20 protein-coding genes and 1 tRNA gene are annotated in these 20,021 nt (G+C 69.4%); 9 read left to right on the top strand and 12 right to left on the bottom strand.

What is annotated here, in order from left to right:
- Positions 1–32: 32 nt before the first annotated feature.
- Genes ABD832_RS16665 through ABD832_RS16655 form a run of 3 tightly spaced genes read right to left on the bottom strand, consistent with a single transcriptional unit; the run spans position 33 to position 2,843 of the window.
- A complete protein-coding gene (locus tag ABD832_RS16665) occupies positions 33–1,151 on the bottom strand; it encodes a PucR family transcriptional regulator (protein ID WP_344895503.1) in 1,119 nt (372 codons plus the stop codon).
- A complete protein-coding gene (locus ABD832_RS16660; protein ID WP_344895500.1) occupies positions 1,151–1,954 on the bottom strand; it encodes an ABC transporter permease subunit in 804 nt (267 codons plus the stop codon). Before ABD832_RS16660 ends, ABD832_RS16665 begins: the two co-directional genes overlap by 1 nt.
- Positions 1,923–2,843, bottom strand: coding sequence for an ABC transporter ATP-binding protein (locus ABD832_RS16655; protein ID WP_344895497.1), 921 nt, complete (start codon positions 2,841–2,843; stop codon positions 1,923–1,925). Before ABD832_RS16655 ends, ABD832_RS16660 begins: the two co-directional genes overlap by 32 nt.
- 186 nt (positions 2,844–3,029) lie before the next feature.
- Between ABD832_RS16655 and ABD832_RS16650 the strand changes: the two genes are divergently transcribed.
- Complete coding sequence (locus ABD832_RS16650) at positions 3,030–3,902, top strand: patatin-like phospholipase family protein (RefSeq protein ID WP_344895494.1); 873 nt, start codon at positions 3,030–3,032, stop codon at positions 3,900–3,902.
- 143 nt (positions 3,903–4,045) lie between these two features.
- Entirely contained in the window at positions 4,046–5,080 is a 1,035-nt protein-coding gene (locus ABD832_RS16645; protein WP_344895491.1) for a 1-acyl-sn-glycerol-3-phosphate acyltransferase, read from the top strand.
- 114 nt (positions 5,081–5,194) lie between these two features.
- Here the strand turns inward: ABD832_RS16645 and ABD832_RS16640 are convergent, their stop codons facing one another.
- The 4 genes from ABD832_RS16640 to ABD832_RS16625 form a co-directional block, all read right to left on the bottom strand.
- The gene (locus ABD832_RS16640; RefSeq protein WP_344895488.1) at positions 5,195–5,413 is read right to left on the bottom strand and encodes an SHOCT domain-containing protein; all 219 of its coding nucleotides are present in this window, start codon (positions 5,411–5,413) and stop codon (positions 5,195–5,197) included.
- Between the two features lie 99 nt (positions 5,414–5,512).
- Complete coding sequence (locus ABD832_RS16635) at positions 5,513–7,024, bottom strand: cobyric acid synthase (RefSeq protein WP_344895485.1); 1,512 nt, start codon at positions 7,022–7,024, stop codon at positions 5,513–5,515.
- A gap of 330 nt (positions 7,025–7,354) precedes the next feature.
- Positions 7,355–8,260 (bottom strand): cobalamin biosynthesis protein, encoded by a 906-nt coding sequence (locus ABD832_RS16630; protein WP_344895482.1) that lies wholly within the window; start codon positions 8,258–8,260, stop codon positions 7,355–7,357.
- 52 nt (positions 8,261–8,312) lie between these two features.
- Positions 8,313–9,119, bottom strand: coding sequence for a phosphotransferase (locus ABD832_RS16625; RefSeq protein ID WP_344895479.1), 807 nt, complete (start codon positions 9,117–9,119; stop codon positions 8,313–8,315).
- 468 nt (positions 9,120–9,587) lie between these two features.
- Between ABD832_RS16625 and ABD832_RS16620 the strand changes: the two genes are divergently transcribed.
- Positions 9,588–9,661 (top strand) — tRNA-Arg (locus tag ABD832_RS16620).
- Between the two features lie 246 nt (positions 9,662–9,907).
- On the opposite strand, the gene ABD832_RS16615 is transcribed toward ABD832_RS16620, so the two are convergent.
- The gene (locus ABD832_RS16615) at positions 9,908–10,186 is read right to left on the bottom strand and encodes a hypothetical protein (RefSeq protein WP_344895475.1); all 279 of its coding nucleotides are present in this window, start codon (positions 10,184–10,186) and stop codon (positions 9,908–9,910) included.
- Between the two features lie 684 nt (positions 10,187–10,870).
- On the opposite strand from ABD832_RS16615, the gene ABD832_RS16610 reads away from it, so the two are divergent.
- The 3 genes from ABD832_RS16610 (at position 10,871) to ABD832_RS16605 (ending at position 12,776) form a co-directional block, all read left to right on the top strand.
- Positions 10,871–11,530: a hypothetical protein gene (locus ABD832_RS16610; protein ID WP_344895472.1), complete on the top strand. Its 660-nt coding sequence runs from the start codon at positions 10,871–10,873 to the stop codon at positions 11,528–11,530.
- A gap of 77 nt (positions 11,531–11,607) precedes the next feature.
- Positions 11,608–11,907 carry a transposase gene (locus ABD832_RS42165; protein ID WP_425582571.1) on the top strand — a complete coding sequence of 100 codons (300 nt, stop codon included), beginning with the start codon at positions 11,608–11,610 and terminating at the stop codon, positions 11,905–11,907.
- The gene (locus ABD832_RS16605; RefSeq protein ID WP_425582572.1) at positions 11,904–12,776 is read left to right on the top strand and encodes an IS3 family transposase; all 873 of its coding nucleotides are present in this window, start codon (positions 11,904–11,906) and stop codon (positions 12,774–12,776) included. The genes ABD832_RS42165 and ABD832_RS16605 overlap by 4 nt, the downstream gene beginning before the upstream one ends.
- Positions 12,777–12,983: 207 nt before the next feature.
- Here ABD832_RS16605 and ABD832_RS16600 read toward each other — a convergent pair whose 3' ends face one another.
- Both ABD832_RS16600 and ABD832_RS16595 read right to left on the bottom strand, forming a co-directional pair.
- Positions 12,984–13,559 carry a DUF4240 domain-containing protein gene (locus tag ABD832_RS16600; RefSeq protein ID WP_344895469.1) on the bottom strand — a complete coding sequence of 192 codons (576 nt, stop codon included), beginning with the start codon at positions 13,557–13,559 and terminating at the stop codon, positions 12,984–12,986.
- A 241-nt stretch (positions 13,560–13,800) separates the two neighbouring features.
- The gene (locus ABD832_RS16595; protein ID WP_344895466.1) at positions 13,801–14,667 is read right to left on the bottom strand and encodes a hypothetical protein; all 867 of its coding nucleotides are present in this window, start codon (positions 14,665–14,667) and stop codon (positions 13,801–13,803) included.
- A 315-nt stretch (positions 14,668–14,982) separates the two neighbouring features.
- Here ABD832_RS16595 and ABD832_RS16590 point away from each other — a divergent pair, with 315 nt between their 5' ends.
- Positions 14,983–15,552, top strand: a complete 570-nt coding sequence (locus ABD832_RS16590; protein WP_344895463.1) for a suppressor of fused domain protein — start codon at positions 14,983–14,985, stop codon at positions 15,550–15,552.
- Between the two features lie 896 nt (positions 15,553–16,448).
- Here ABD832_RS16590 and ABD832_RS16585 read toward each other — a convergent pair.
- Positions 16,449–17,254, bottom strand: a protein-coding gene (locus tag ABD832_RS16585) for an IS5 family transposase (RefSeq protein WP_344895459.1) whose coding sequence is annotated in 2 segments (ribosomal slippage) — positions 16,449–16,903 and positions 16,903–17,254 — 807 coding nt in all. Because the reading frame shifts where the segments join, the coding sequence is not laid out codon by codon here.
- Positions 17,255–17,338: 84 nt separating this feature from the next.
- Here ABD832_RS16585 and ABD832_RS16580 point away from each other — a divergent pair.
- Complete coding sequence (locus tag ABD832_RS16580; protein ID WP_344895456.1) at positions 17,339–18,121, top strand: transposase family protein; 783 nt, start codon at positions 17,339–17,341, stop codon at positions 18,119–18,121.
- Positions 18,122–18,413: 292 nt separating this feature from the next.
- Here the strand turns inward: ABD832_RS16580 and ABD832_RS16575 are convergent.
- Positions 18,414–19,585, bottom strand: a protein-coding gene (locus ABD832_RS16575; RefSeq protein WP_413224990.1) for an IS3 family transposase whose coding sequence is annotated in 2 segments (ribosomal slippage) — positions 18,414–19,333 and positions 19,333–19,585 — 1,173 coding nt in all. Because the reading frame shifts where the segments join, the coding sequence is not laid out codon by codon here.
- On the opposite strand from ABD832_RS16575, the gene ABD832_RS42160 reads away from it, so the two are divergent.
- Positions 19,586–20,017 (top strand): DUF6193 family natural product biosynthesis protein, encoded by a 432-nt coding sequence (locus tag ABD832_RS42160; protein WP_425582600.1) that lies wholly within the window; start codon positions 19,586–19,588, stop codon positions 20,015–20,017. It abuts the gene before it with no gap.
- The last annotated feature ends 4 nt before the right edge of the window (positions 20,018–20,021 follow it).

The raw sequence follows: 20,021 nt of genomic DNA, 5'->3' as shown, positions 1-20,021 counted from the left end.
ACGGGAGTCGCGCGGGGGCGTCGGTGCGGTGGTCAGCCCGGCGGGTGGGCGGGCCAGTCGAGGAGGCGGGCTCCCAGGACCGCCGTCTCCAGGGTGAACCGCTGGGTGGAGTCGTCCGGCGAGAAGCCCGTGAGGCGGCGGATCCGCTCCAGCCGGTAGGTGACCGCCCGGGTGCTGACGCCGAGCCTGCGGGCGGCCGCGGTCTGGTTGCCCTGGGAGGCGAAGACGGCCTCCAGGGTGTCCAGCAGCGGCCCGGGGCCACCGCGCGCCTCCAGCAGCGGGCTGAGCACCGTCGTCACCAGGTCCTCGATGGCCGCCCGGTCGCGCAGCAGCACCGGGAAGACCAGCAGGTCGGCGGCCTTGAGGACGGGGGCGCGCAGCCCCAGCCGGTCGCCGAGCCCGATGGCTCCGGCACCCTCGCGGTAGGAGGTGACCACCCCGCCGGGACCCCGGTGCGGCCGGCCGAGCCCGACCCTCCAGCCGGGCGCGAACGCCTGCCGTACGTGATGGGTGAACTCTCCGATCGCGACGGTCAGGCCGCCCGGTGCGACGCACACGAGCATCCCGTCGCGGACCGCGACCAGTACGTTGTGCGAGCCGAACCTGGTGATCAGCGCCTCCTCGATCCGCCGGGCCGTCGCCTCGGTGACCCCCGCGTCCGTGGTGGCCGCGGTGGCCCTGGCCGTCGTGGTGGTTCCGGAGGGTGTGGTGCCCGTGGGATCGCCCGTCCGTCCCGGGTCACCCTCAATGACGCCTGGGACGCGGGGACGGGCCACGGCGACCACGTAGGTCTCGGCCAGGCGGAGCCCGAAGTGCTCGGCCCGCTCGGCGAGCCGGTCGGCACGCCCCTGCAGCAGGTCGTCGACGAACTCCCGGCGCGCGGCCTCCTCCCGGCGCAGCGCCGACCGCTGGGCGTTCTCGTAGCCCTCCATCAGGGCCGACACCGTCCGCCGCAGGGCCGGGAACGGAACCGGGGTCACGGCCTCGGCCCCGGCCAGCGCGGCCTCGACCAGGCCGCGCACGCTCAGGCCGCGCTCGGCGGCCAGCGCCCCGGCCGCGCGGCAGTCGTCGAGCTCGGCCCGGCCGGGTGGCCTGCCGGTGGCGGCCGCCTCCCTCAACGCCCGGAGGTGGCCGCCGAGCAGCTCGTCCATCAGACTCCCACGTCACGCCTGTCGAAGGCCGGTATCGCGACCAGCACCAGCACGGCGATCGCCCCCGCCAGCACGAGATACTCCCAGACGGGGAACCCGAGCTGGATCGGGCGGCCGTCGAGGTAGTAGTGGAACGGCGAGACCCAGCGCAGCCAGGAGATCGCGTCCACGCCCTTGCCCATCGTCTCGACCACGTACCCGGCCACGGCGACCGTCCCGACCACCGCCAGGGCGGTCCCCGGGCGCCTCGTCGCCGCGCCGACCGTCAGGCAGAGCGTGCCGAAGAACAGGGCGAGCAGGAGGACCCCGGTGTGACCGGCCAGGATCCTGTCCGCCGGGACGCCCAGGCCGACGGCCGCGGACAGGACCAGCACGATCACCAGGGTGACCGCGGCCACGCCGAGCAGGGACAGCGCCAGTGCCGCGAAGCGCTCCAGGAGCAGCCGCCTGCGGGTGACCGGCAGGGTGAGGGTCAGCTCCAGGGTGCCGGACTCCTCGGGCCTGGCGATCGCCCGGTTGCCGAGCACCGCGGCGCACATGATGAACAGCAGCGGCCCGAACAACTGGTAGACCAGCGCCTGCAGGTAGCCGGAACCGCTGGTGAAGCCTCCCTCCAGGCCGCCCATCAGGTCGCGCATCGCCCCGGGGAACTTGGTGAGCGCGACGTCCCCGTACAGGCCGGGGTTGTCCGCGACGTTCGGGTAGAACGACAGGTACAGCGTGAAGAACGCGCCGATCCCGGCCGTCCAGCCGATCAGTGCCCTCCGGTTGTCACGCAGGCTCTTCGACGTCAGCGCGGGCATGACGCGCCTCCTCTCCGCTGTAGTAGGTCAGGAAGATCTCCTCGAGGTCGGGCTCGGCGCTGACCATGTGCACGACCGTGAACCTCGCCGCCGCCTTCACCAGCGCGTCCGGGCGGCCGTCGATCGTGCAGCGCACCCCGGCGCCCTCCACCCGCAGGTCCCGTACGCCGGGCAGGTCCTCGAACGCCTCGCGCGGAACCGGCGCGTCGAAGTGGAACTCCACCCGGCGCACCGCCTTCTCCCGGAGCGCGGCGACCTCCTCCACCGCGACCAGCCTGCCGGAGCGCACGATGCCGACCCGGTCGGAGACGTGCTCGACCTCGGCCAGCACGTGGGAGGACATCAGCACGGTCCGGCCGGAGGCGCGGACCTCACGGACCATCGACAGGAACTCCTGCTGCACCAGCGGGTCCAGGCCGCTGGTCGGCTCGTCCAGGATCAGGAACTCCGGTTCGTGCATGAACGCCTGGATGAGGCCGATCTTCTGCCGGTTGCCCTTGGAGAGCTTTCCCATGGGCGCCGACAGGTCGGCCTCCAGCCGCTCGGCCAGTCCCTCGATCCGTCCCGCGGGCACGCCGCCGCGCACCGCGCCGAGGAAGGCGAGGTACCTTGCGGCGTTCTCCCTGCCCTCCAGGGCCAGTTCCCCGGGCAGGTAGCCGATCCTGCTCCGTACCGCCGCGTCCCGCGGATCGGCTCCCAGGACCGTCATCCGCCCCCTGGTGGGACGGATGACGTCCAGGAGCAGCCTGATCGTGGTCGTCTTCCCCGCGCCGTTCGGGCCGAGATACCCGAACACCTCCCCGGGCCGGATCTCCAGGTCGAGATCCTCAAGTCCCCGGCGCCCGCCGTAGAACTTGGTGAGCCCCTCGGTCTGCACCACCGCTGTCATGTGCCCGATCGTGCCCGCCGGGGCACGGCCGGGGCCATGGCCGGATCCCCACAGTTGGCCCCCTCTTCACTGCGCGGATCCGGAACCCGCACCGCGTACGCGGCGGTTCCCGGCGCGGTCTATCGTGATGCCCACACCGGACCGTGCGGCACCGTGCCGCGTTCCCTCCACTCTCAAGGAGAACCGATGAGCGTGGACACCGCCTTCGTCCTGGGGGGCGGAGGCGTCATGGGCGCCCACGAGGTGGGCATGCTGCGGGCGCTCGACGAGGCGGGCATCACGCCGGACGTGATCGTCGGCACCTCCGTGGGCGCCTTGAACGGCGTCGTGGTCGCCGCCGCCCCCGGCGAGGCGGTCGCGCGCCTGACCACCCTGTGGAGCTCGGAGATCGTCCGTACCGCGTTCGCGGGCTCGTGGGTGACGCGGTTGTCCACCCTCGCCCGGAGCGGCACCCACCTGCACTCCGCCGAGCCCCTGCGCGGCCTGCTGGCCCGGACCCTGCCGGTCTCCCGCATCGAGGACCTGGCCGTGCCGTTCCAGTGCGTGGCCGCCTGTGTCGAGCGCGCCGCCGCGCACTGGTTCACCGAGGGACCCGTGGTCGAGGCGGTCCTGGCCTCCTGCGCGGTTCCCGGTCTGCTGCCGCCGATCCGTATCGGCGACGACCACTTCCTCGACGGCGGGCTGGTGCACAGCATCCCGATCGGCCGTGCCGTCGCGCTCGGCGCGCGCCGGGTCTACGTCCTGCACGTGGGCCGGATCGAGCGTCCCCTGACGGTGCCGAAGCGGCCGTGGGAGGTCGGCATGACCGCCTTCGAGATCGCCCGGCGGCACCGCTTCACCGAGGAGATGGCCACCCTGCCCGGGGACGTCGAGGTCCACGTGCTTCCCTCGGGGGGCGAGGCCCGTCCCGGGGTCGATCTCTCCCAACTGCGTTATCGGGATTTATCGCATATATCTAAATACATCGAACGGGCGTACCGGGCCTCGGCCGACTACCTGGCGGAGCAGGCGTCCACCGGGAGCCTGCCGGATCCGCCCGGATCCGCCGGGACGCCCTGAACCACCCGCCCGATACGCCCTGAACCACCCGCCCGGCCATCGTCCGATTCACCGTTCGATCCACCGCCCGATCCGTCGTCCGGACCACCGCTCGTGAGGGACCCCAAGACCACACCGCACCTTCGTACCGGCAGGAGCCGCTCGTGCTGCCTCCTCGCATCATCCGCCGCCTGGTCCTCGCCCCGCTGATCGTCGTGCTCGCGGTGGGAGCGGTGATCACGCTTCCGATCTGGCTGCTGGTGGTGACCGCGGCCTCGCTCCGGCTGCCGCCCCCGCAACGGCGCGGGACCCGGCTGGTCTGGTTCGCGGTGGCCTGGCTGACGCTGGAGACGATGATGCTGGGCGCCTGCCTGGGCCTGTGGGTGGCGAACGGCTTCGGTGCCCGCCTCAACCGGGACGAGTACCAGGAACGCCACTACGAGCTGATCCGGTGGTTCCTGGCCAAGATCTACGAGGCCGCCGTGCGGATCTTCCGGTTGAGCGTCGAGGTGGACGAGCCCACCCCCACCTCCGACGAGCTCTCCCGCCGCCTGACCCGTCCCGTCGTCGTGCTGTCGCGCCACGCCGGTCCCGGTGACTCGTTCCTGCTGATCCATCACCTGCTCACCGGCTACAACAGGCGCCCGAGGATCGTGATGAAGGCGGCCCTGCAGTTCGACCCCTCGCTGGACGTGGTGATCAACCGCCTGCCGAACGCCTTCGTCCCGAACAGGGCCGCCGAGAGCGGCATCCTGGACGAGATCCGCCGCCTGTCCTCCGGCATGGACGCCGACGACGCCCTGGTGATCTTTCCCGAGGGCGGGAACTTCACGCCCAGACGGCGCTGGCGGGCCATCCTGCGGCTGGAGCAGAAGGGCCTGGCCGCCGAGGCCGCGCGGGCCCGGAAGCTGGAGTACCTGATGGCCCCGCGTCCCAACGGGGCGCTCGCCGCGATCGAGGCCTGCCCGCAGGCGGACGTGGTCTTCGTCGCGCACACCGGCCTCGACGACCTGGTCACCTTCGGAGACATCTGGCACCGCCTGCCGGTCAGCGCCGAGATCAAGGCCAAGTGGTGGCGGGTCCGGGCGGACGACGTGCCCCGCGACCGGGAGGAGCAGATCCGCTGGCTCTTCGACCACTGGGACGAGATCGACGCCTGGATCGCCGAGAACCGCCCGGCCCCGGCCCCCACGACCTGACCGCGGCCGGCGTGGACGGCAAGCCGGCGTAGACGGCGTGAACGGCGTGCGCGGCGTGCGCGGCGTGCGCGGCGTTGGACGACAGGACGGTGGCCGGGCGGGCCGCCCGACGGCCTACCAGTCCTGGGACAGTCCCGACATGCGGCGGAGGTACTCGTCCTCGTCGATCTCCCCGGCCGCGTAGCGGCGCTTGAGGATCGCCCGCGGGTCCTCGGCGACGGGCTCGCGCGCCGCGGCCGCACGCGCCGCCGAGGCGCGCACCAGCAGCATCACTCCGAAGATCACGGCGGCGATCACGACGATGACGAAGAGCAACATCATGAAGCGGCTCATCGGCGACCTCCCCTGTCGCGCCCGTCGAGACCGGCGGGGGCACTGCCGACTTTACCCGCCCGAGGCGCCGGATCCCGTCACCCGCCGGGAGGACCCCGCTCACCCGCCGCCGGAGAAGTCCGGGGCCCCGCGTCCGGCCCCGCCCGGTGGCACCGTCGGCAGCCCCGGTGGTGCCCCGTCCTCCAGCAGCCGGAGCAGGGCGTCCGTGTCGACGTTCCGCTCGATCAGGTCGCCCAGCGCGTCCAGCCGCTCCTGGCGCAGCGCGGCGAACGACACGTCCGGTGCCGGGACGAAGTCCCGTCCGCAGGTCGCGGCCACGTCGGCGAGGAACGCCCTGCGGAAGCCGTCGTTCTCCAGGGCCCCGTGCCAGGTGGTCCCCCACACCGAGCCGTCCCGGCAGCCGTCCAGGAAGGGCTCGCCGCCGTCGGCGGTCACCACCCCGTGGTGGATCTCGTACGCCTCGACGCGGTGGCCGTAGGCGGAACCGACCGGGCGTCCCAGCGTCTTGTCCCGGGCGAACTCCACCGTCGCGGGCAGCAGCCCCAGCCCCTCGACCGGCCCGGCACCGGACTCGACGTCGTCGCGGATGGTCCTGGCGAGCATCTGGTAGCCGCCGCAGATCCCCAGCACGGCCCGTCCGGGCAGGGCGTCGGCCAGGCCGGTGGCGCGCAGCCAGGCCAGGTCGGAGACGGTGGCCCGGGAGCCGGGCAGCACCACCAGGTCGGCGTCCTCCAGCTCGCCGGGCGAGGTCACGAAGCGGACCGTCACCCCCGGCTCGGCGGCCAGCGCGTCCACGTCGGTGAAGTTGGAGATCCGCGGCAGCCGTACCACCGCCACCCGGAGGGTCTGCCGTCCGTACGGGGCCCGCGTCCCGATCGCGGGCCGGTTCTCCAGCGCCAGCGAGTCCTCGACGTCCAGCCAGAGGCCGTCCAGCCAGGGCAGCACCCCGTACACCGGGCGGCCGGTCAGCTCCCTGATCATGTCCAGCCCGGGTTCGAGGAGCTCGGGGGCCCCGCGGAACTTGTTGATCACGAATCCGGCGACCAGCGCCTGGTCGGCGGGTTCCAGCAGCGCCACCGTCCCGTACAGCGCGGCGAACACCCCGCCCCGGTCGATGTCGCCGACCACGATCACCGGCAGGTCCGCGGCACGGGCCAGGCCCATGTTCGCGATGTCCCCCCTGCGCAGGTTGATCTCCGCGGGACTGCCCGCACCCTCGCAGACCACCACGTCGTACGCGCTCCGCAGCCGCTCCAGTGCCTCCACCGCGACCTGGCGGAGCCGCTCCTTGACGTCCCAGTACTCCATGGCGTCGACCTCGGCCATCGGCCTGCCCATCACCACGACCTGGCTGCGCCGGTCACTGCCCGGTTTGAGGAGAATCGGGTTCATGTCCGCGGTGGGTTCCAGCCCGCACGCGGCGGCCTGCATCGCCTGCGCCCGGCCGATCTCGGCGCCGTCGGCGGTGACGAACGAGTTCAGCGACATGTTCTGCGCCTTGTACGGCGCGACCTTCACGCCCTGGCGGGCCAGCCAGCGGCAGATCCCCGCGGTGACGACGCTCTTGCCCGCGTCCGAGGTCGTCCCCGCGACCAGCAGCGCCCCCTTCACGCCCCGGCTCCGGTCCCGGTCCGGCGCGCGACCGGCACGTCCCCGTCGCGCCTTCCCGTTCTCGCTCCCGTTCCCGCCTCCGCGGGCACGCCGCCGTACGGCGAGCGGGGCGTCCGGCCCGGGAACGCGCCCGGTCCCTCGCCCGGGGGCAGGGAGCTTCCGGTGCGGCGCGGCGCTCCGGGACGGATCGCGGTCGTGGGGGGGTCCTGCGGTGGGATCGGCCGTCATGCCGACCAGCATGCCGGTCGGGCGACCGTGCCGCCCATCCACCCCCGTGCCTTCGCCCGCCCGCTCCCGCACCGGTGGCGCCGCGGCACCTGGCCGCTCCCCTCACCGGCGCCGCAGCAGCAGGGCCGTCACCGCCAGGGCCGCGGCCCCCAGGCCCACCGCGCGCGCCAGCCGTACGGACCGGCGGATGTCGGCGACCGAGGGCGCGGGCCCGTCACCCATCTCCGGCCGGTGCTCCACGCGGGTGCCGTACACGTTCACGCCGCCCAGCGTGCGGCCCAGAGCGCCCGCGAAGGCCGCCTCGCAGCGGCCCGCGTTGGGGCTGGGATGGCGGTGGCCGTCCCTGCGCAGCACCGCCGCCGCCTCCCGTACCGACCCTCCCACCAGGGAGGCGCCGAGCGCGGCGAGCAGTCCGGTGATCCGGGCGGGCACGAGGTTGGCCACGTCGTCGAGACGGGCCGCGGCCCAGCCGAAACGCTCGTAGCGCGCGTTGCGGTGACCGACCATCGCGTCCAGCGTGTTGACCGCCCGGTACGCCAGCAGGCCGGGCACCCCGGCCACCGCACCCCAGAACAGGGGGGCCACGACCGCGTCGGAGGTGTTCTCCGCGACCGACTCGACGGTGGCCCTGGCGAGTCCCGGTGCCTCCAGCCCCGACGGGTCGCGCCCGCACAGATGCGGCAGCCTCCCCCGCGCCCCGGCCAGGTCGCCGTCCTCCAGGAGGACGGCCATCGCCGTGCCCTCCCGGGCCAGCGTGGTACCGCCGACGACCGCCCAGGTCGCGGCCGCGCTCAGCACGGCCCGTACCACCGGGTCACGCGGCCTGGTCGCGGCGAGGCCGAGCAGCGCCACCGGGACGACGCACGCGGCCACGTGCAGCACGCCCCGGAACCGGTCGTCGCCGTACAGCCGGCGCTCCACCGTGGCGGCGGCGGTGCCGAACAGCGCGACCGGGTGCCCACGCCGGGGATCGGCGAACACCGCGTCGATCGCGATCCCGGCGAGCATCCCCAGTCCTTCGGCCCTTCCGGGCCCGTACCGGCGCCCGCGCTTCGATCTCCTACACGAGATGCTCATGAAGCTCATCCTGGTGGGTCTCCAGCCAGGCACAGGCCCGCCGGATGCGCTCGCCGGCCCCACCGGCCCACATCCGGGCCCACCCGCCGTCCACGGAGTCGCGCTCGGCCTTGACCCGCATCGCGTGGTAGGAGCGGTCGAAGCGGAGCCGGGCGAGGTCCAGCAGACGGCGCCGGTCACGGGCCTCCAGGCCGTACGCGTCGCAGAACGACCGGAGCCGCGGGCCGACATCCAGCTCGCGCTGGAGCGGCTCCAGATCCACCGGATCGGCGATCGGCGCCCAGTGGCGCAGCGTGGTCACCACGTCGAACAGCCTGGTCGTCGGCCTGGCCATGTCGAAGTCGATCAGCGCCACCGGAAGCCCGTCGCGGAAGATCACGTTGTCGAGGTTGACGTCGCAGTGCCCCACCAGGGCCGGGGCCGCGTCGTCGTTGGACCCCGCCTCCCAGCGGGCCCCCTCGGGCGGGACGAACCCCTCGGCGGCGTCGTGGAACCGCCGCAGCAGCCGCGCCAGCGCGGCCAGCGCCTCACCGGTGAGCGCGTACGCGGGCAACGGCCTGGCCGCGGACTCGCCCTCGACGTAGCTCAGTACCTCCCTGCCCTGCTCGTCCACACCCAGCGCCCGGGGAGCACCCTCGAACCCGGACCGCTCCAGATGACGCAGCAACGCGTGCACCGACTCCGTGGAGGGCCTGCGAGGACGGCGTACGGTGTCCCCGACCCGCACCACTCCCTCGGTGACGTCACCCCCCAGGAGGGGGATCTCCTCTCGGACCGTGGCGACGAACATGGCATACGAGCCTAGACCGGCCCGCCTTCCGACGGGAACGATTCGGGCAGACCGCGTGGGCGGAACGGGAGAGCCGGATGCCGATCGCGGGCTTCCGGGCGGGCAGGTGGGGACCGTCCTGACGGTCCGATCGGTTCTGACGGCCCGATCGAAGATGATCTCGGGGCGATCGAGGTGCGATCGGGTGCCGGCCGGGCTAGGCCGGGTGCCGGCCGGGGACGGTCCGCGGCCTCCGAGGGGCGGTCCCCGCCCTTCTGGGGTCCGCCGCGGCCTCCGGGGGTGGGTCCGCGGCTTCCGGGGTCGGCGTGCGGCTTCCGGGAGGAGACCGAACCACACCCCGTGCCCGCTCTCCGGCCGGTGGAGGGAAGGCCACCCGCCGGGAGATGACGGAATCATGGAGTGACCTTCGCGACACAGCCCCGAAACCGATACGTGGGCACTCCCCGGATCATGCACAATTGATCGGGAGCACCCTTAGCTCAGCTGGATAGAGCATCGGACTTCTAATCCGACGGTCGCAGGTTCGAATCCTGCAGGGTGCGCTGCCGGGACCAGGTCATCCACACGCTGATCTGGTCTTTCGCTTGTCCGCAGCCCGAACCCGTCATGCAGTCATGGGTAGGCGAAAGCAGCCGTATGCCACCGGTCGCGGAACATACGCGGAATGCGCGAGGCCCCGTCTTCCCAGGTGAGCCCGAGGTTTCCGGAGTCCTGCGGAGTGATTCCGGGGCCGGAACGACGAAGGACCCCGAGGGGGCCCGGGGTCCTTCCATGGAGCATGATCCGTGTCATGTGACGAGCGCGGCCAGGATTCTCTGGTTGGCCACCTCGCGCTGGCCGTCGATGCACTTGGCGTAGACCCTGAGCATCACGTCCACCCCGTGGCCGGTCCTCTCCGCGGCTTCCGGCGCGTGCACCCCGGCGTTGAGCCACAGGGAGACCGCCGCGTGCCGCAGGTCGTACGGCCTGCCCGCCAGGGGTGAGGCCACCTGCTCGGGAGTGAAGGCGTACGTCCGAGCCTCCTTCCAGACCTTGGCGTACGCCGACCCGGAGATCAGTCCACCCACGGGTCCGGAAGAGCCAGCCATCGGCGGCGACGCCGTGACGGTCGATGTGATCACGCGGGATGGCCACCAGCTCCGGCGGGATCGGCACCGGCCGTGTCTCCTTCTCGCCCCGGTGCTTGAGACCGCGTTCGTCGTGGGTCTCCCCCGAGTCGGTGAACCGCTTGTTGCTCTGCGGCTTGGTCTTCTTCAGTGCACGCCTACCCGGAGGTGATCCGCGTCGGCTACGAGTCCGCCGACTGGAACGCCGACGACCGCCGCCACCTCCTGACCAAGGGCATGCAGTCCTACACCAACAGCGGAGTCATCGGCCGGCCCTCACTGGCCACTGCCGAAAAGGCAAGGCCCTGCTCGACAATCTCACCACCGGCTTCAACGAGGTGCTCAGCCTCTTCGCGAAGCCCTGAGCAACGGCACACCAGGTGAGCGCGTCCCAAGTCATTGCCGAAGTGTTCTCATAGGTATATGGCGGCGGCGCGGCGCCGCACGGCCCAGCGTCGCGGCCTCGGCCGCGCACGCGGCCTGAGGGCCGGTCACAGCCGGGGCCGCACTCGGGCCGTCCACCGACCACCCACCTCGTCGCACCTACCGACGCACCGCCCATGGGCCACGCCACCGCTACGAGACCGTCAGTGGCCCGCCGGCCTCCACGGCATAAGACCTGACCACTATCGGTTGCCTACCACAGTGCAGACAACCTACGTGCCCCGCCTTGAAGCGCAATGCCACACTGACACGATGCCCCGCCCAGACCTCAGCGAGCCCGAATACCTCCGCCATATCGAGCACCTGGCCCGCGAAATCGTCAACGCAGCGAGCACCGAAGGATGGCTCACCTACGCCGACGATCCCGACGAGGCCACCCCGCTCCAGCGAATGGTGAACGAAACAGCCCGTCAGCTCCGTCACTACCACTTCGACACAGACGGGTGCCTCGATGAAGAACGCTCGCTCCTGCGCCTCGCCGGGGTCGTCCTCCTCCGGCCGGATGCCGTTCCCCTCGGCATGGAGGAGAGCTATACCGAGGTCTGCGTCGGCCTGGGAGTCGATGCCAGGCCTGAAGGCTGGGCGATCTGGAACACCTGGGCCGAAGACGGCCAGAGCCTCTCGATCGTCCTGGTCGACGTAGAGGCGACCGAAGGGCTGCTCATGAACTGGAAGAGAGGAGTCGAGGCCTACCCGCTCACCCCGCTGCCGGCCCAGGTCGTTTCGGCCCGGCAGGGATGGCTCACCCCCATGACTTTGTCTCCACTGAGCGCCCGGAGGTTGGGAGTCATCCAGCCTGTGAGCCGGAAAGCACCGACGAACCCTAATGCCTCCGGCGGGGGCGCTCCGACTCCGAAATGACCACCTGGGCTTGATCCGGTTTGACGGACATCCGAGATCAGGGGCTCGCCCCCGAGAGGATGTCCATGATGGAGAGCATGGGGAAGAAGAAGCCGCGTCCTCGCCGCTCGTTCACGCCCGAGTTCAAAGCCGAGATCGTCGAGCTGTGCCGGCGCGGTGACCGCCCGGTCGGGCAGGTGGCCAAGGACTTCGATCTGACCGAGACCGCGGTGCGGCAATGGGTGCGCCAGGCCGAGGTCGATGCCGGCGACAGGAACGGGCTGACCAGCAGTGAGCGGCAGGAGCTGCAGGCGTTGCGGCGGGAGAACCAGCGGCTTCGCCAAGACGTCGACGTGCTCAAGCGAGCGACGGCTTTCTTCGTGAGGGAGACCCGGTGAGCGTGCACCCGTTCATCGAGGCGGAGAAGCAGGGCGGCCACAGCGTCAAACGGGCGTGTGAGCTGCTGGGAGTCTCCCGTGCCGCCTTCTACTCGCGCCGCAGCGCGCTGCCCGGTCCGCGTGCCGTGCGTGATGCGGAGCTGGCCGAGCACATCGCCGAGGTGCACGCACGCTCGCGGGGCAGCTACGGCGCGCCGCGGGTGCACGCGCAACTGCAGCGAGACGGTGAGCAGTGCGGCCGGCGGCGGGTGGCCCGACTGATGCGCGTGCTCGGCCTGGCCGGACGGTATCGGCGGCGCCGGCGGCGGACCACCGTCCCCGGCCCGGGCGCCGGCACCCGGCCGGATTTGATCGGCCGCGACTTCACACCAGATGCGGCCGGGCTCGATGCCCGCTGGTGTGGCGATATCACCTACATCGCCACCGAGGAGGGCTGGCTGTATCTGGCCACCGTCATCGACATCGCCTCGCGCCGGGTGGTCGGCTGGGCGACGGCGGATCATCTGCGCACCGACCTGGTCACCGACGCGCTGCTCCAGGCCTGGGCACGCCGCCGCCCCACCCGACCGGTGATCTTTCACTCGGACAAGGGCTGCCAGTACACCAGCGCTGACTACACCGCCCTGGCTGAACGGCTCGGAGTGCGACTGTCGGTCGGTCGTACCGGTCAGTGCTGGGACAACGCGCTGGCCGAGTCGTTCTTCGCCACGCTCAAGGGCGAACTTCTCGACGTCCAGCCCTGGCCCACCCGCTCCGCCGCCCGAAGCGCGATCTTCGAATTCATCGAGGGCTGGTACAACCTGCACCGGCTGCACAGCAGCCTGAGCTACCGTAGCCCTGCCGATTACGAGGCCGCCCGCGCAGCCTGACCACCACAACGATGGTGTCCGTCAAAGCGGAGCAAGCTCAACCTAGGACGTGCCCATCACCGCCAGCCGATCGGTGGCTGAGGTAGGGGCCTGCTCATCTCGTCTGCCGTCGACCCGGAACAAGCCGAGCTGGGCAGGGTCGACGGCAGACGAGATGAGCAGGGGCGGAGTGCACGCAGGTGCGTAACCGCGTCTTCCTGCATCGGATCACGATTCGTCTCGTTGGAACATGCGGCTCAGCCGGGGCAGCCTCTGAGCCACCGCTTCAGGGTCGCGGAGCCCCCACGAAAGCCCCGAAGGCTCGGGATCGCTCTGGTTGGTGTGCCCGCGTTCTTCCATGGCGTCGTAGACGCCTTCCTCTTCACCGGTCACCTTTGCGTATGCGCAAACAGCCACATAGCTCAGTGCCTCCCATCCCGGCCACTCGTCATCGGCCCACTCGCCCATCGGGCGCTCTGCCAACCGTTGCACCTCCGGAACCTCGGCCAAGTTGTCGGGGTCGGTCACGACACGCTCGAAAGTGTCGCGGCCGAGCCCGATCAGCCACGCCTGGAAGTACCAGAAGCCGTCGGTGGAGCAGCCACCACAGATGAGGTCGGCGGCTTCCCACATGTCGTAGGTGTCGGATCGCCGCCGTACCTGGTTGAGGAGGATCTGAAAGTCGATGATCCTGGCCGACGGACGCTGTGCAAGGTGGAGGGAGAGCCACCTCAAGCGCTCATCTGGATTGCTGGTCACTTGCCGGGATCGCTGAAGGAAGAGCCAGAACTCATCGATATCCATGACGGTGCATGGTGCCAGGCTGCGCCGACAGTGCCACGACACGGAGATCTTGATCCCGTGCCAGATGCGTGCCAGAACAGGCGGGGAGTCACGGTGACTCAGGGGACTCAGGCAACTCGACCCGTTCTGACCTGCGTTCTCGTTTTCCCAGCTCAGACCACCAAAGCCAGTAGATGCTTCCCAAGCTGACAGTGCAGCTCGACTCCTATCCGCGTCGCGTGCCGACGTATGACGCTCGGCTTCACGACCACTGGCTGACACCTCGGACAGGTCGGTCAGGGCACTGAAGGCAGATGAAGAGGTATGCCGATCCAGCGTCGCCGATCATGATGCTGGCTGGGCCCATGCGTTCGGGGTCGAAGTCCGAGCTAAGGAGATGTTGTTCTTCGAGCGGGACCCATCTGATCGCGGATCCAGGATCATGCTCCCAGCTGGCGATCGTCAGCAGGTGCTCCATCTCGTGGTCTTGTCCGCACTCGACGGTCTCCGAGAGCTGCACCCAGTCGACCCACCCGCCGGCCTTCGTTCCCGGCGCGACCGACAGGTGGTACTGGTAGCTCCATTTCTGCGGGCCATTCAGAGACGATTCCCAGGCATCGATCTTTTCGTACAGTTCCTCCGGCACCTCCCAGACGGCGGGATACTCCTCGACTCGCTCAGGTGAGAGCACGCAAGGTCGCGGACGATAGCCCTTCTCACTGGCCACGGGCTCCGGGGCCGCGGCGAGGAGGTCCGCGAAGAGATGCGAATCGCGCCAGACCACGCGTACCACAGGCCGGTAGTCGGACTCGTGAACGAAGGGACACCACAGCACTTGGCATACGTCCGCATCCGGAGGAAACGGCAGTTCCGGCACGTCCCGGGCGTAGACCTGGAGGATCGACACCATCGCGATCGGACGCGGGCTTGAGAGGTCCTCATGGTCGGAGGAAGCGCAGGACGGCCACGGCTCATCGGCAGGCCAGAGCAGCGGCCCACCCATGGAACTGTCCGTGGCGGCTGGAGTCCCACGGCGCGGGTGCAGCCGGACGGCGGTCTTACTCTGGCTGGCCAGCTCAGGAAAGAGCACCACTACATCCACCGGTGCAGGTGGTGTTGTCAGCCCCACGCCTTCTCACCCCGATCATCACGAAATGCCGTGACCGCACACCGTAGAGCAAGAGCCCGACGAAACAGAATCACCGATCACCGGCATGATCACCGTGCCATTAGCGTGCCATCAGACAGGGGGACGAAGGGTCGACCATGGTCACTCACGACCGGCCCGACGCCCAGCTCAGCCGTCCTACGAGGCGCGATCGATGCACTTCCCAAGCTGACAGCGCGGGTTCAATCCCCGTCCCTGTCCCGTGGGAGACGGGGCGGACAGGACAATCAGGAGCACGACGTGGATGAGTCTCACGCCCGTGGCAAGAGGGCTGACGTGGACGAAGCCCATGACGCCCTGCGGGATCATTTGGAAGACTTCTTCCAAGGACACCAGGTCGACTGCCTACCAGGAGTCGCTGGTCCCATCGAGGAGCGGATCCCGGGATTCCGGATCTTCCGCATCGGACCGGGACCGCGGTTCGGCGACTGGACCTACGTGACTTCTGGATGCGCCGGAACCGGCTCGGCCGACGGGCACGACCTGGAGTTCGTGCTCACCGCGCGGACCGACGACTGGCAGCACCTGGAGTCGGTGACCATGAACGCCTACTATCATGCGGGCCCACCTCACCAGCGCCTCGATCACGGCCACGTCGTCCCGATCAACCGGCCCTGGTTCGCCGACTCGGCATGCGACCGGTACCTGAGCAGCCTGCCCTATCCCTTCGGCCCCGACTTCGAGGTCTGCACGTGGGACGGCGGCCACGCCCGCATCCTCTGGTTGTTGCCGATCACCCCGGCGGAGCGCGACCTCATCATGAACGCTGGTCTGGAAGCCTTCGAGTCACTCTTCGAGGAGAAGCAGGTCGACTACACCGACCCGCACCGGCCCTCGGTCACCTGACAGCAGTTCCGCGAGAAGCCATGGAGGCGGGAGCATCCATGGCCGTGCAGGTTCTGAGTCGATTCGAGTTGCAGCTTAATGTGAACCGCTGATCTCGGAACAGCCTGGCAGCTCCACGACCTCAACCCCGATGGATGGCGCCACACTGTCCGCCCTCACATCACGTATGGCGCCGTCAACCGTCATCCAGCGCGTGAACGAGTCGGTCGGGATGCCTTTCTTTTTCGCAGTCTTCCCTCTGCCGTTCAAGGAACGACTCATCCATCGCGAGGGACTCGGCCTTCGTGAGTGGTCGCATTCGACAATCCAGCGGGGCGGCGGTGCTAAGCGTCGGCACTGCCACCGATGCCATGATCAGCAGCAAGATTGTGCTCCGCCTCTTCACGCGCCGTCACTCCCCATCGCTCATCACAACTAGCGAAGTCAGCAGCATGAAGCATCTTGATCACGGCTGGAAGTTGCCGATGATCGGGGTGCGGCTCTGCATGTGTGAACGGTGGTATGGAGCCAACTTGGGAGCCACCCGAGCGAACGATCATGAACTGAGCCGGACGGATCCGAACGGCCGGAGTCCCGACGAGCAGCGCGGCGGACGGCTCTGAACGGTCTCCTGCATGCCGTTCGGGGACCTACGGGGCAGAAGGCCATGTTGCATGCGGCAGACTCGCCATGGTGACGACGTTCCCAGACCCGGCCGATCTCTATCCCGATGTAGCAGCTAAGGGAAGTCTGGCCGGAGCCCTTCAGGAAGTGGCCAAGGAGCACGGATTCGTACTCGGTACTGTGGCGGCCAACGAGACGCAGCCACTGAGCTCTTTCCATCCTGACGGCGCAGGTCGCGGTGGGTTGGCGCCAAGAAGTGGCGGATGAGAGGAGGCTCCCGGTAAGACCGTGACTCATTTGGTCAGGCGGCGGTAGCAAATGAGAGCGGCGGCGATGGCGACGAAGGACGCGAAGTGGTCGGCGCGGCGTTCGTAGCGGCGGTGGAGGCGTCGGCAGCCGACCAGCCAGGAGACGGTCCGCTCGACTACCCAGCGATGGCGTCCCAGGCGCTGGCTGGACTCGATCCCCCGGCGGGCGATGCGCGGGATGATCCCGCGGCTGCGCAGGAAGGTTCGCAGATGCGGGTAGTCATAACCCTTGTCACCATGAAGCTTCGCCGGTCGGCGACGTCGCGGTCCACGGCGAGAGCGGATGGGCGGGATAGCGCGCACCAGCGGCTCCAATCCCCGACTGTCGTGGACGTTGGCCGCGCTGATCGCGACAGAGATCGGCAGACCGGTCCGTTCGGTGATGAGGTGGATCTTCGACCCGGCCTTGCCTCGATCGACAGGATTCGGACCTGTCAGCTCCCCCCTTTTGCCGCCCGTACGCTGACCGAGTCGATCGCGCACCGCGACCAGTCGAGTTCTCCGCGCGAGCCCAGCTCATCCAGTACAACCCGGTACAGCTTGGCCCACACCCGGGCGGCGCTCCACTCGGCGAAACGACGGTTCACCGTCTGCCAGGAGGCGCCGAAGACCGGCGGGAGCTGCCGCCAGGCGCACCCTGTGGTGGCCACGTACACGATCGCCGCCAAGATCATTCGATCATCCACGCGCCGTCGTCCACCGCCTTGCGGCCGGGTGGGAGCCGAGGGAACCACGCGCTGAAACAGCTCCCACAACTCGTCAGGGACCAGTCGCTGAAGGAATGCATCCACGTCCTATCCAACGACCGACTACCAAATGAGTCACGGTCTAAGACAGCAGTCGACCAAGATCCGATGCCCCAACCGGGAGCCTCGTTGCTGTCTTACCGTGCCTCGATTCCGCTGTCCAACCACACCCTGGCCCGCCTCGCCGAACTCATCCGGACGCGACGTATCGAACGCCGCTGCCGATGGCGACGGTTAGACCCGTCCCGGCAAGCGCTCCTGGTACTGGCACACCTGCGCAACGGCGACACCTACGCCCGCCTGGCCGCCGGCTTCGCCATCGGCACCACCACGGCCTGGCGCTACATCCACGAAAGCGTCGATCTTCTGGCCACTTTGGCCGACGACGTGCACGCCGCCGCCAAGCGCGCATCCCCGCTGGCCTACACCATCATGGACGGCACGCTCATTCCCATCGATCGCGTCACCGACGAACGGCCGTACTACAGCGGGAAACACAAACAGCACGGGATGAACGTCCAACTGCTGACCGATCCTGTGGGACGGCTGGTGTGGGCCTCACCTGCTCTGCCGGGCGCCGTCCACGACGTGACCGCGGCCCGGACGGTTGGCCTGATCGACGCCCTGGCCGGCGTCGGTGTGAAGACTTTCGCGGATAAGGGCTACCAGGGTGCGGGCGGCACGATCCGCACGCCGTTCAAACGGCACCGCCATCGCCCCTGGCTGTCACGCGCCCAGAGGGACGTCAACCGCTCTCATGCCCGTATCCGAGCCATCGGTGAACGCGCCGTCGCGACCTTGAAGTCTTGGAGGGTGCTGACCAAGCTGCGCTGCTGTCCGCATCGCGCGACCGCGCTCGTACAGGCGATCCTCGTTCTGCAACTCGTCGAAGAGGGCCGCTACTCAGGATGAAAAAGGCTCACTGCTTTATGCCAGCGTTCCTAGCGCGACGCCGCTTCGCGAAGCCCTCGGTGTCAGTGCCGGCCACATCAATCGATACTGGCTGATCAACGGCTGGGGCCAAGGCACACCTTTGATCTCAGGTCAGACGCGGGAGCTGTCTGAGGTTGCCAAGGTCGCGCGGGAGTGGCGACACGGGACCCCGCTATGCGATATTCGGCAATCGGCACCCTTCGTCGAACTGACCTATCTAGCCGAGGTGAGGGGCCACGGCGATTCCGGACAGCCGTCTTATGGGCGTAGCCTATGCGGCTGCTGGGGTTGAAAGGGACTCGTTGAGTACTTCCAGGGGCGGCCGGTAGCCGAGCGCCGAATGCAGGCGCCGGCGGTTGTAGAACCCTTCGATGTAGCGGATGACCTGCCGTCTTGCCTTGGCCCGGGTGGTGAAGACGAAGCGGTGCAGCCATTCGTTCTTGAGCGCGGCAAAGAACGACTCGGCCATCGCGTTGTCGTAGCAGACCCCGGTGCGGCCGACCGAGCGGCGGATGTCCAACCCGGCCAGGAAACGGCCGAACTCGTTGCTGGTGTAGTTCGAGCCGCGATCGGCGTGGAATATGGCTCCGGGCTGGAGCAGGCCGGTGCCGGCGGCCATCTGGATCGCGGCCTTGATCAGGTCGGTGCGGTAGTGGTCGGCCATCGCCCAGCCTAGGACCGCTTTGCTGTGGCAGTCGATCACGGTGGCCAGATACAAAAAGCCCTCCCAGGTGCGGATATAGGTGATGTCGCCGACCAGCTTGGTGCCCGGCCGGGTTGCGGTGAAGTCGCGGCCGAGTAGGTCGGGGATGCCGCGAAAGTCGCCCTGAACGGTGGTGGTGGGCCGAAACGCCCGCACCTGGGCCGGGACCAGGCCCTGGGTGCGCATCAACGCGCGGACCAGTTCGGCCGAGCAGTGCTCGCCCCGGCGCAGCAGGGCGGCGTGGACCCGCCGGTAGCCATAGGTTTCGTGCGAGTCGGCGAAGACCTCGGCGGCCAGCTGGGTGAGCAACGCGCGGCGTTGCGCGGTGGCCGAGGCCGGCCGCTCGCGCCATTCGTAGTAGCCCGAGCGGGACACGTTCAGCCAGGTGCACATCCGGGCGATGGCGTGGTGGGCCTTCTCCGCATCGATCAGCTCGTACTTGGCGAGCGTCATCGACTCTCGGCCGCGAAGAAGGCGGCTGCTTTTTTCAAGAACGCCAGCTTCTCTCGCAGCTCGGCGTTCTCTCGCTCCAGCTCCCGGATCCGGGCCCGCTCCGGCCCGGAGACCGGCTGCTCATCTGGGCCGTGCACAACCCGATGCCGAGTCACCCAACTGCCCAAGGTGCTGGCGTTGATGCCGAACTCCCGGGCCACCGCCGCGACTGTGCGATCACCCTCCAGCACCATACGGACGGCTTCTTCCTTGAACTCGGGTGAGAACTGCCTGCGACGTCTCGTCACGTGCCTACCTCTTCCAGACTTCTGTCAGCTTATGCAGCCGACTGTCCGGAATCTGCTAGGCGCCTCAAGGCTGCCGAGCAGGGGCCGGCACATCTGGTGTCAGTGCAGTGGGAATGGGTGCGACAGGACGCGGAAGAGGCACCATGGCCCGAATATCGCGTGCTGGTCGAAGCTGCCTACGCAGATCCTAGGCTACGGCAGTTGTTTCCGTACGTGAGCCACTGGTTACTGCGATTCTCGACGACCACGGGTTCACCGTTCTCACCCGACGTGGTGTGTCTGCAAGTCGGCAGAGGCGGCTACGTCGTCAAGGCGTCTGCGTATGGACCGGTGCTGGGGGAAACCGCCAGCCCGGAGGAGGCGGTAGCGCTGGCTGCCAGGCACTTGCCGGCCGACATCGGGCCCGCCGTGGCCGGAGCGTATGGAAAGTAGCGCG

Origin of the sequence: Streptosporangium longisporum (genome assembly GCF_039534895.1) — a bacterium.
Lineage (GTDB): Bacteria > Actinomycetota > Actinomycetes > Streptosporangiales > Streptosporangiaceae > Streptosporangium > Streptosporangium longisporum.
Note: the sequence above shows the minus strand (reverse complement) of the source record. Positions and strands in the feature narration are given on the sequence as shown.

Coding starts and splice junctions, on each gene's coding strand:
- ABD832_RS16665 (WP_344895503.1), bottom strand. CDS start 1,151: ATGGACGAGCTGCTCGGCGGCCACCTCCGGGCGTTGAGGGAGGCGGCC.
- ABD832_RS16660 (WP_344895500.1), bottom strand. CDS start 1,954: ATGCCCGCGCTGACGTCGAAGAGCCTGCGTGACAACCGGAGGGCACTG.
- ABD832_RS16655 (WP_344895497.1), bottom strand. CDS start 2,843: ATGACAGCGGTGGTGCAGACCGAGGGGCTCACCAAGTTCTACGGCGGG.
- ABD832_RS16650 (WP_344895494.1), top strand. CDS start 3,030: ATGAGCGTGGACACCGCCTTCGTCCTGGGGGGCGGAGGCGTCATGGGC.
- ABD832_RS16640 (WP_344895488.1), bottom strand. CDS start 5,413: ATGAGCCGCTTCATGATGTTGCTCTTCGTCATCGTCGTGATCGCCGCC.
- ABD832_RS16630 (WP_344895482.1), bottom strand. CDS start 8,260: ATGCTCGCCGGGATCGCGATCGACGCGGTGTTCGCCGATCCCCGGCGT.
- ABD832_RS16625 (WP_344895479.1), bottom strand. CDS start 9,119: ATGTTCGTCGCCACGGTCCGAGAGGAGATCCCCCTCCTGGGGGGTGAC.
- ABD832_RS42165 (WP_425582571.1), top strand. CDS start 11,608: ATGGGGAAGAAGAAGCCGCGTCCTCGCCGCTCGTTCACGCCCGAGTTC.
- ABD832_RS16600 (WP_344895469.1), bottom strand. CDS start 13,559: ATGGATATCGATGAGTTCTGGCTCTTCCTTCAGCGATCCCGGCAAGTG.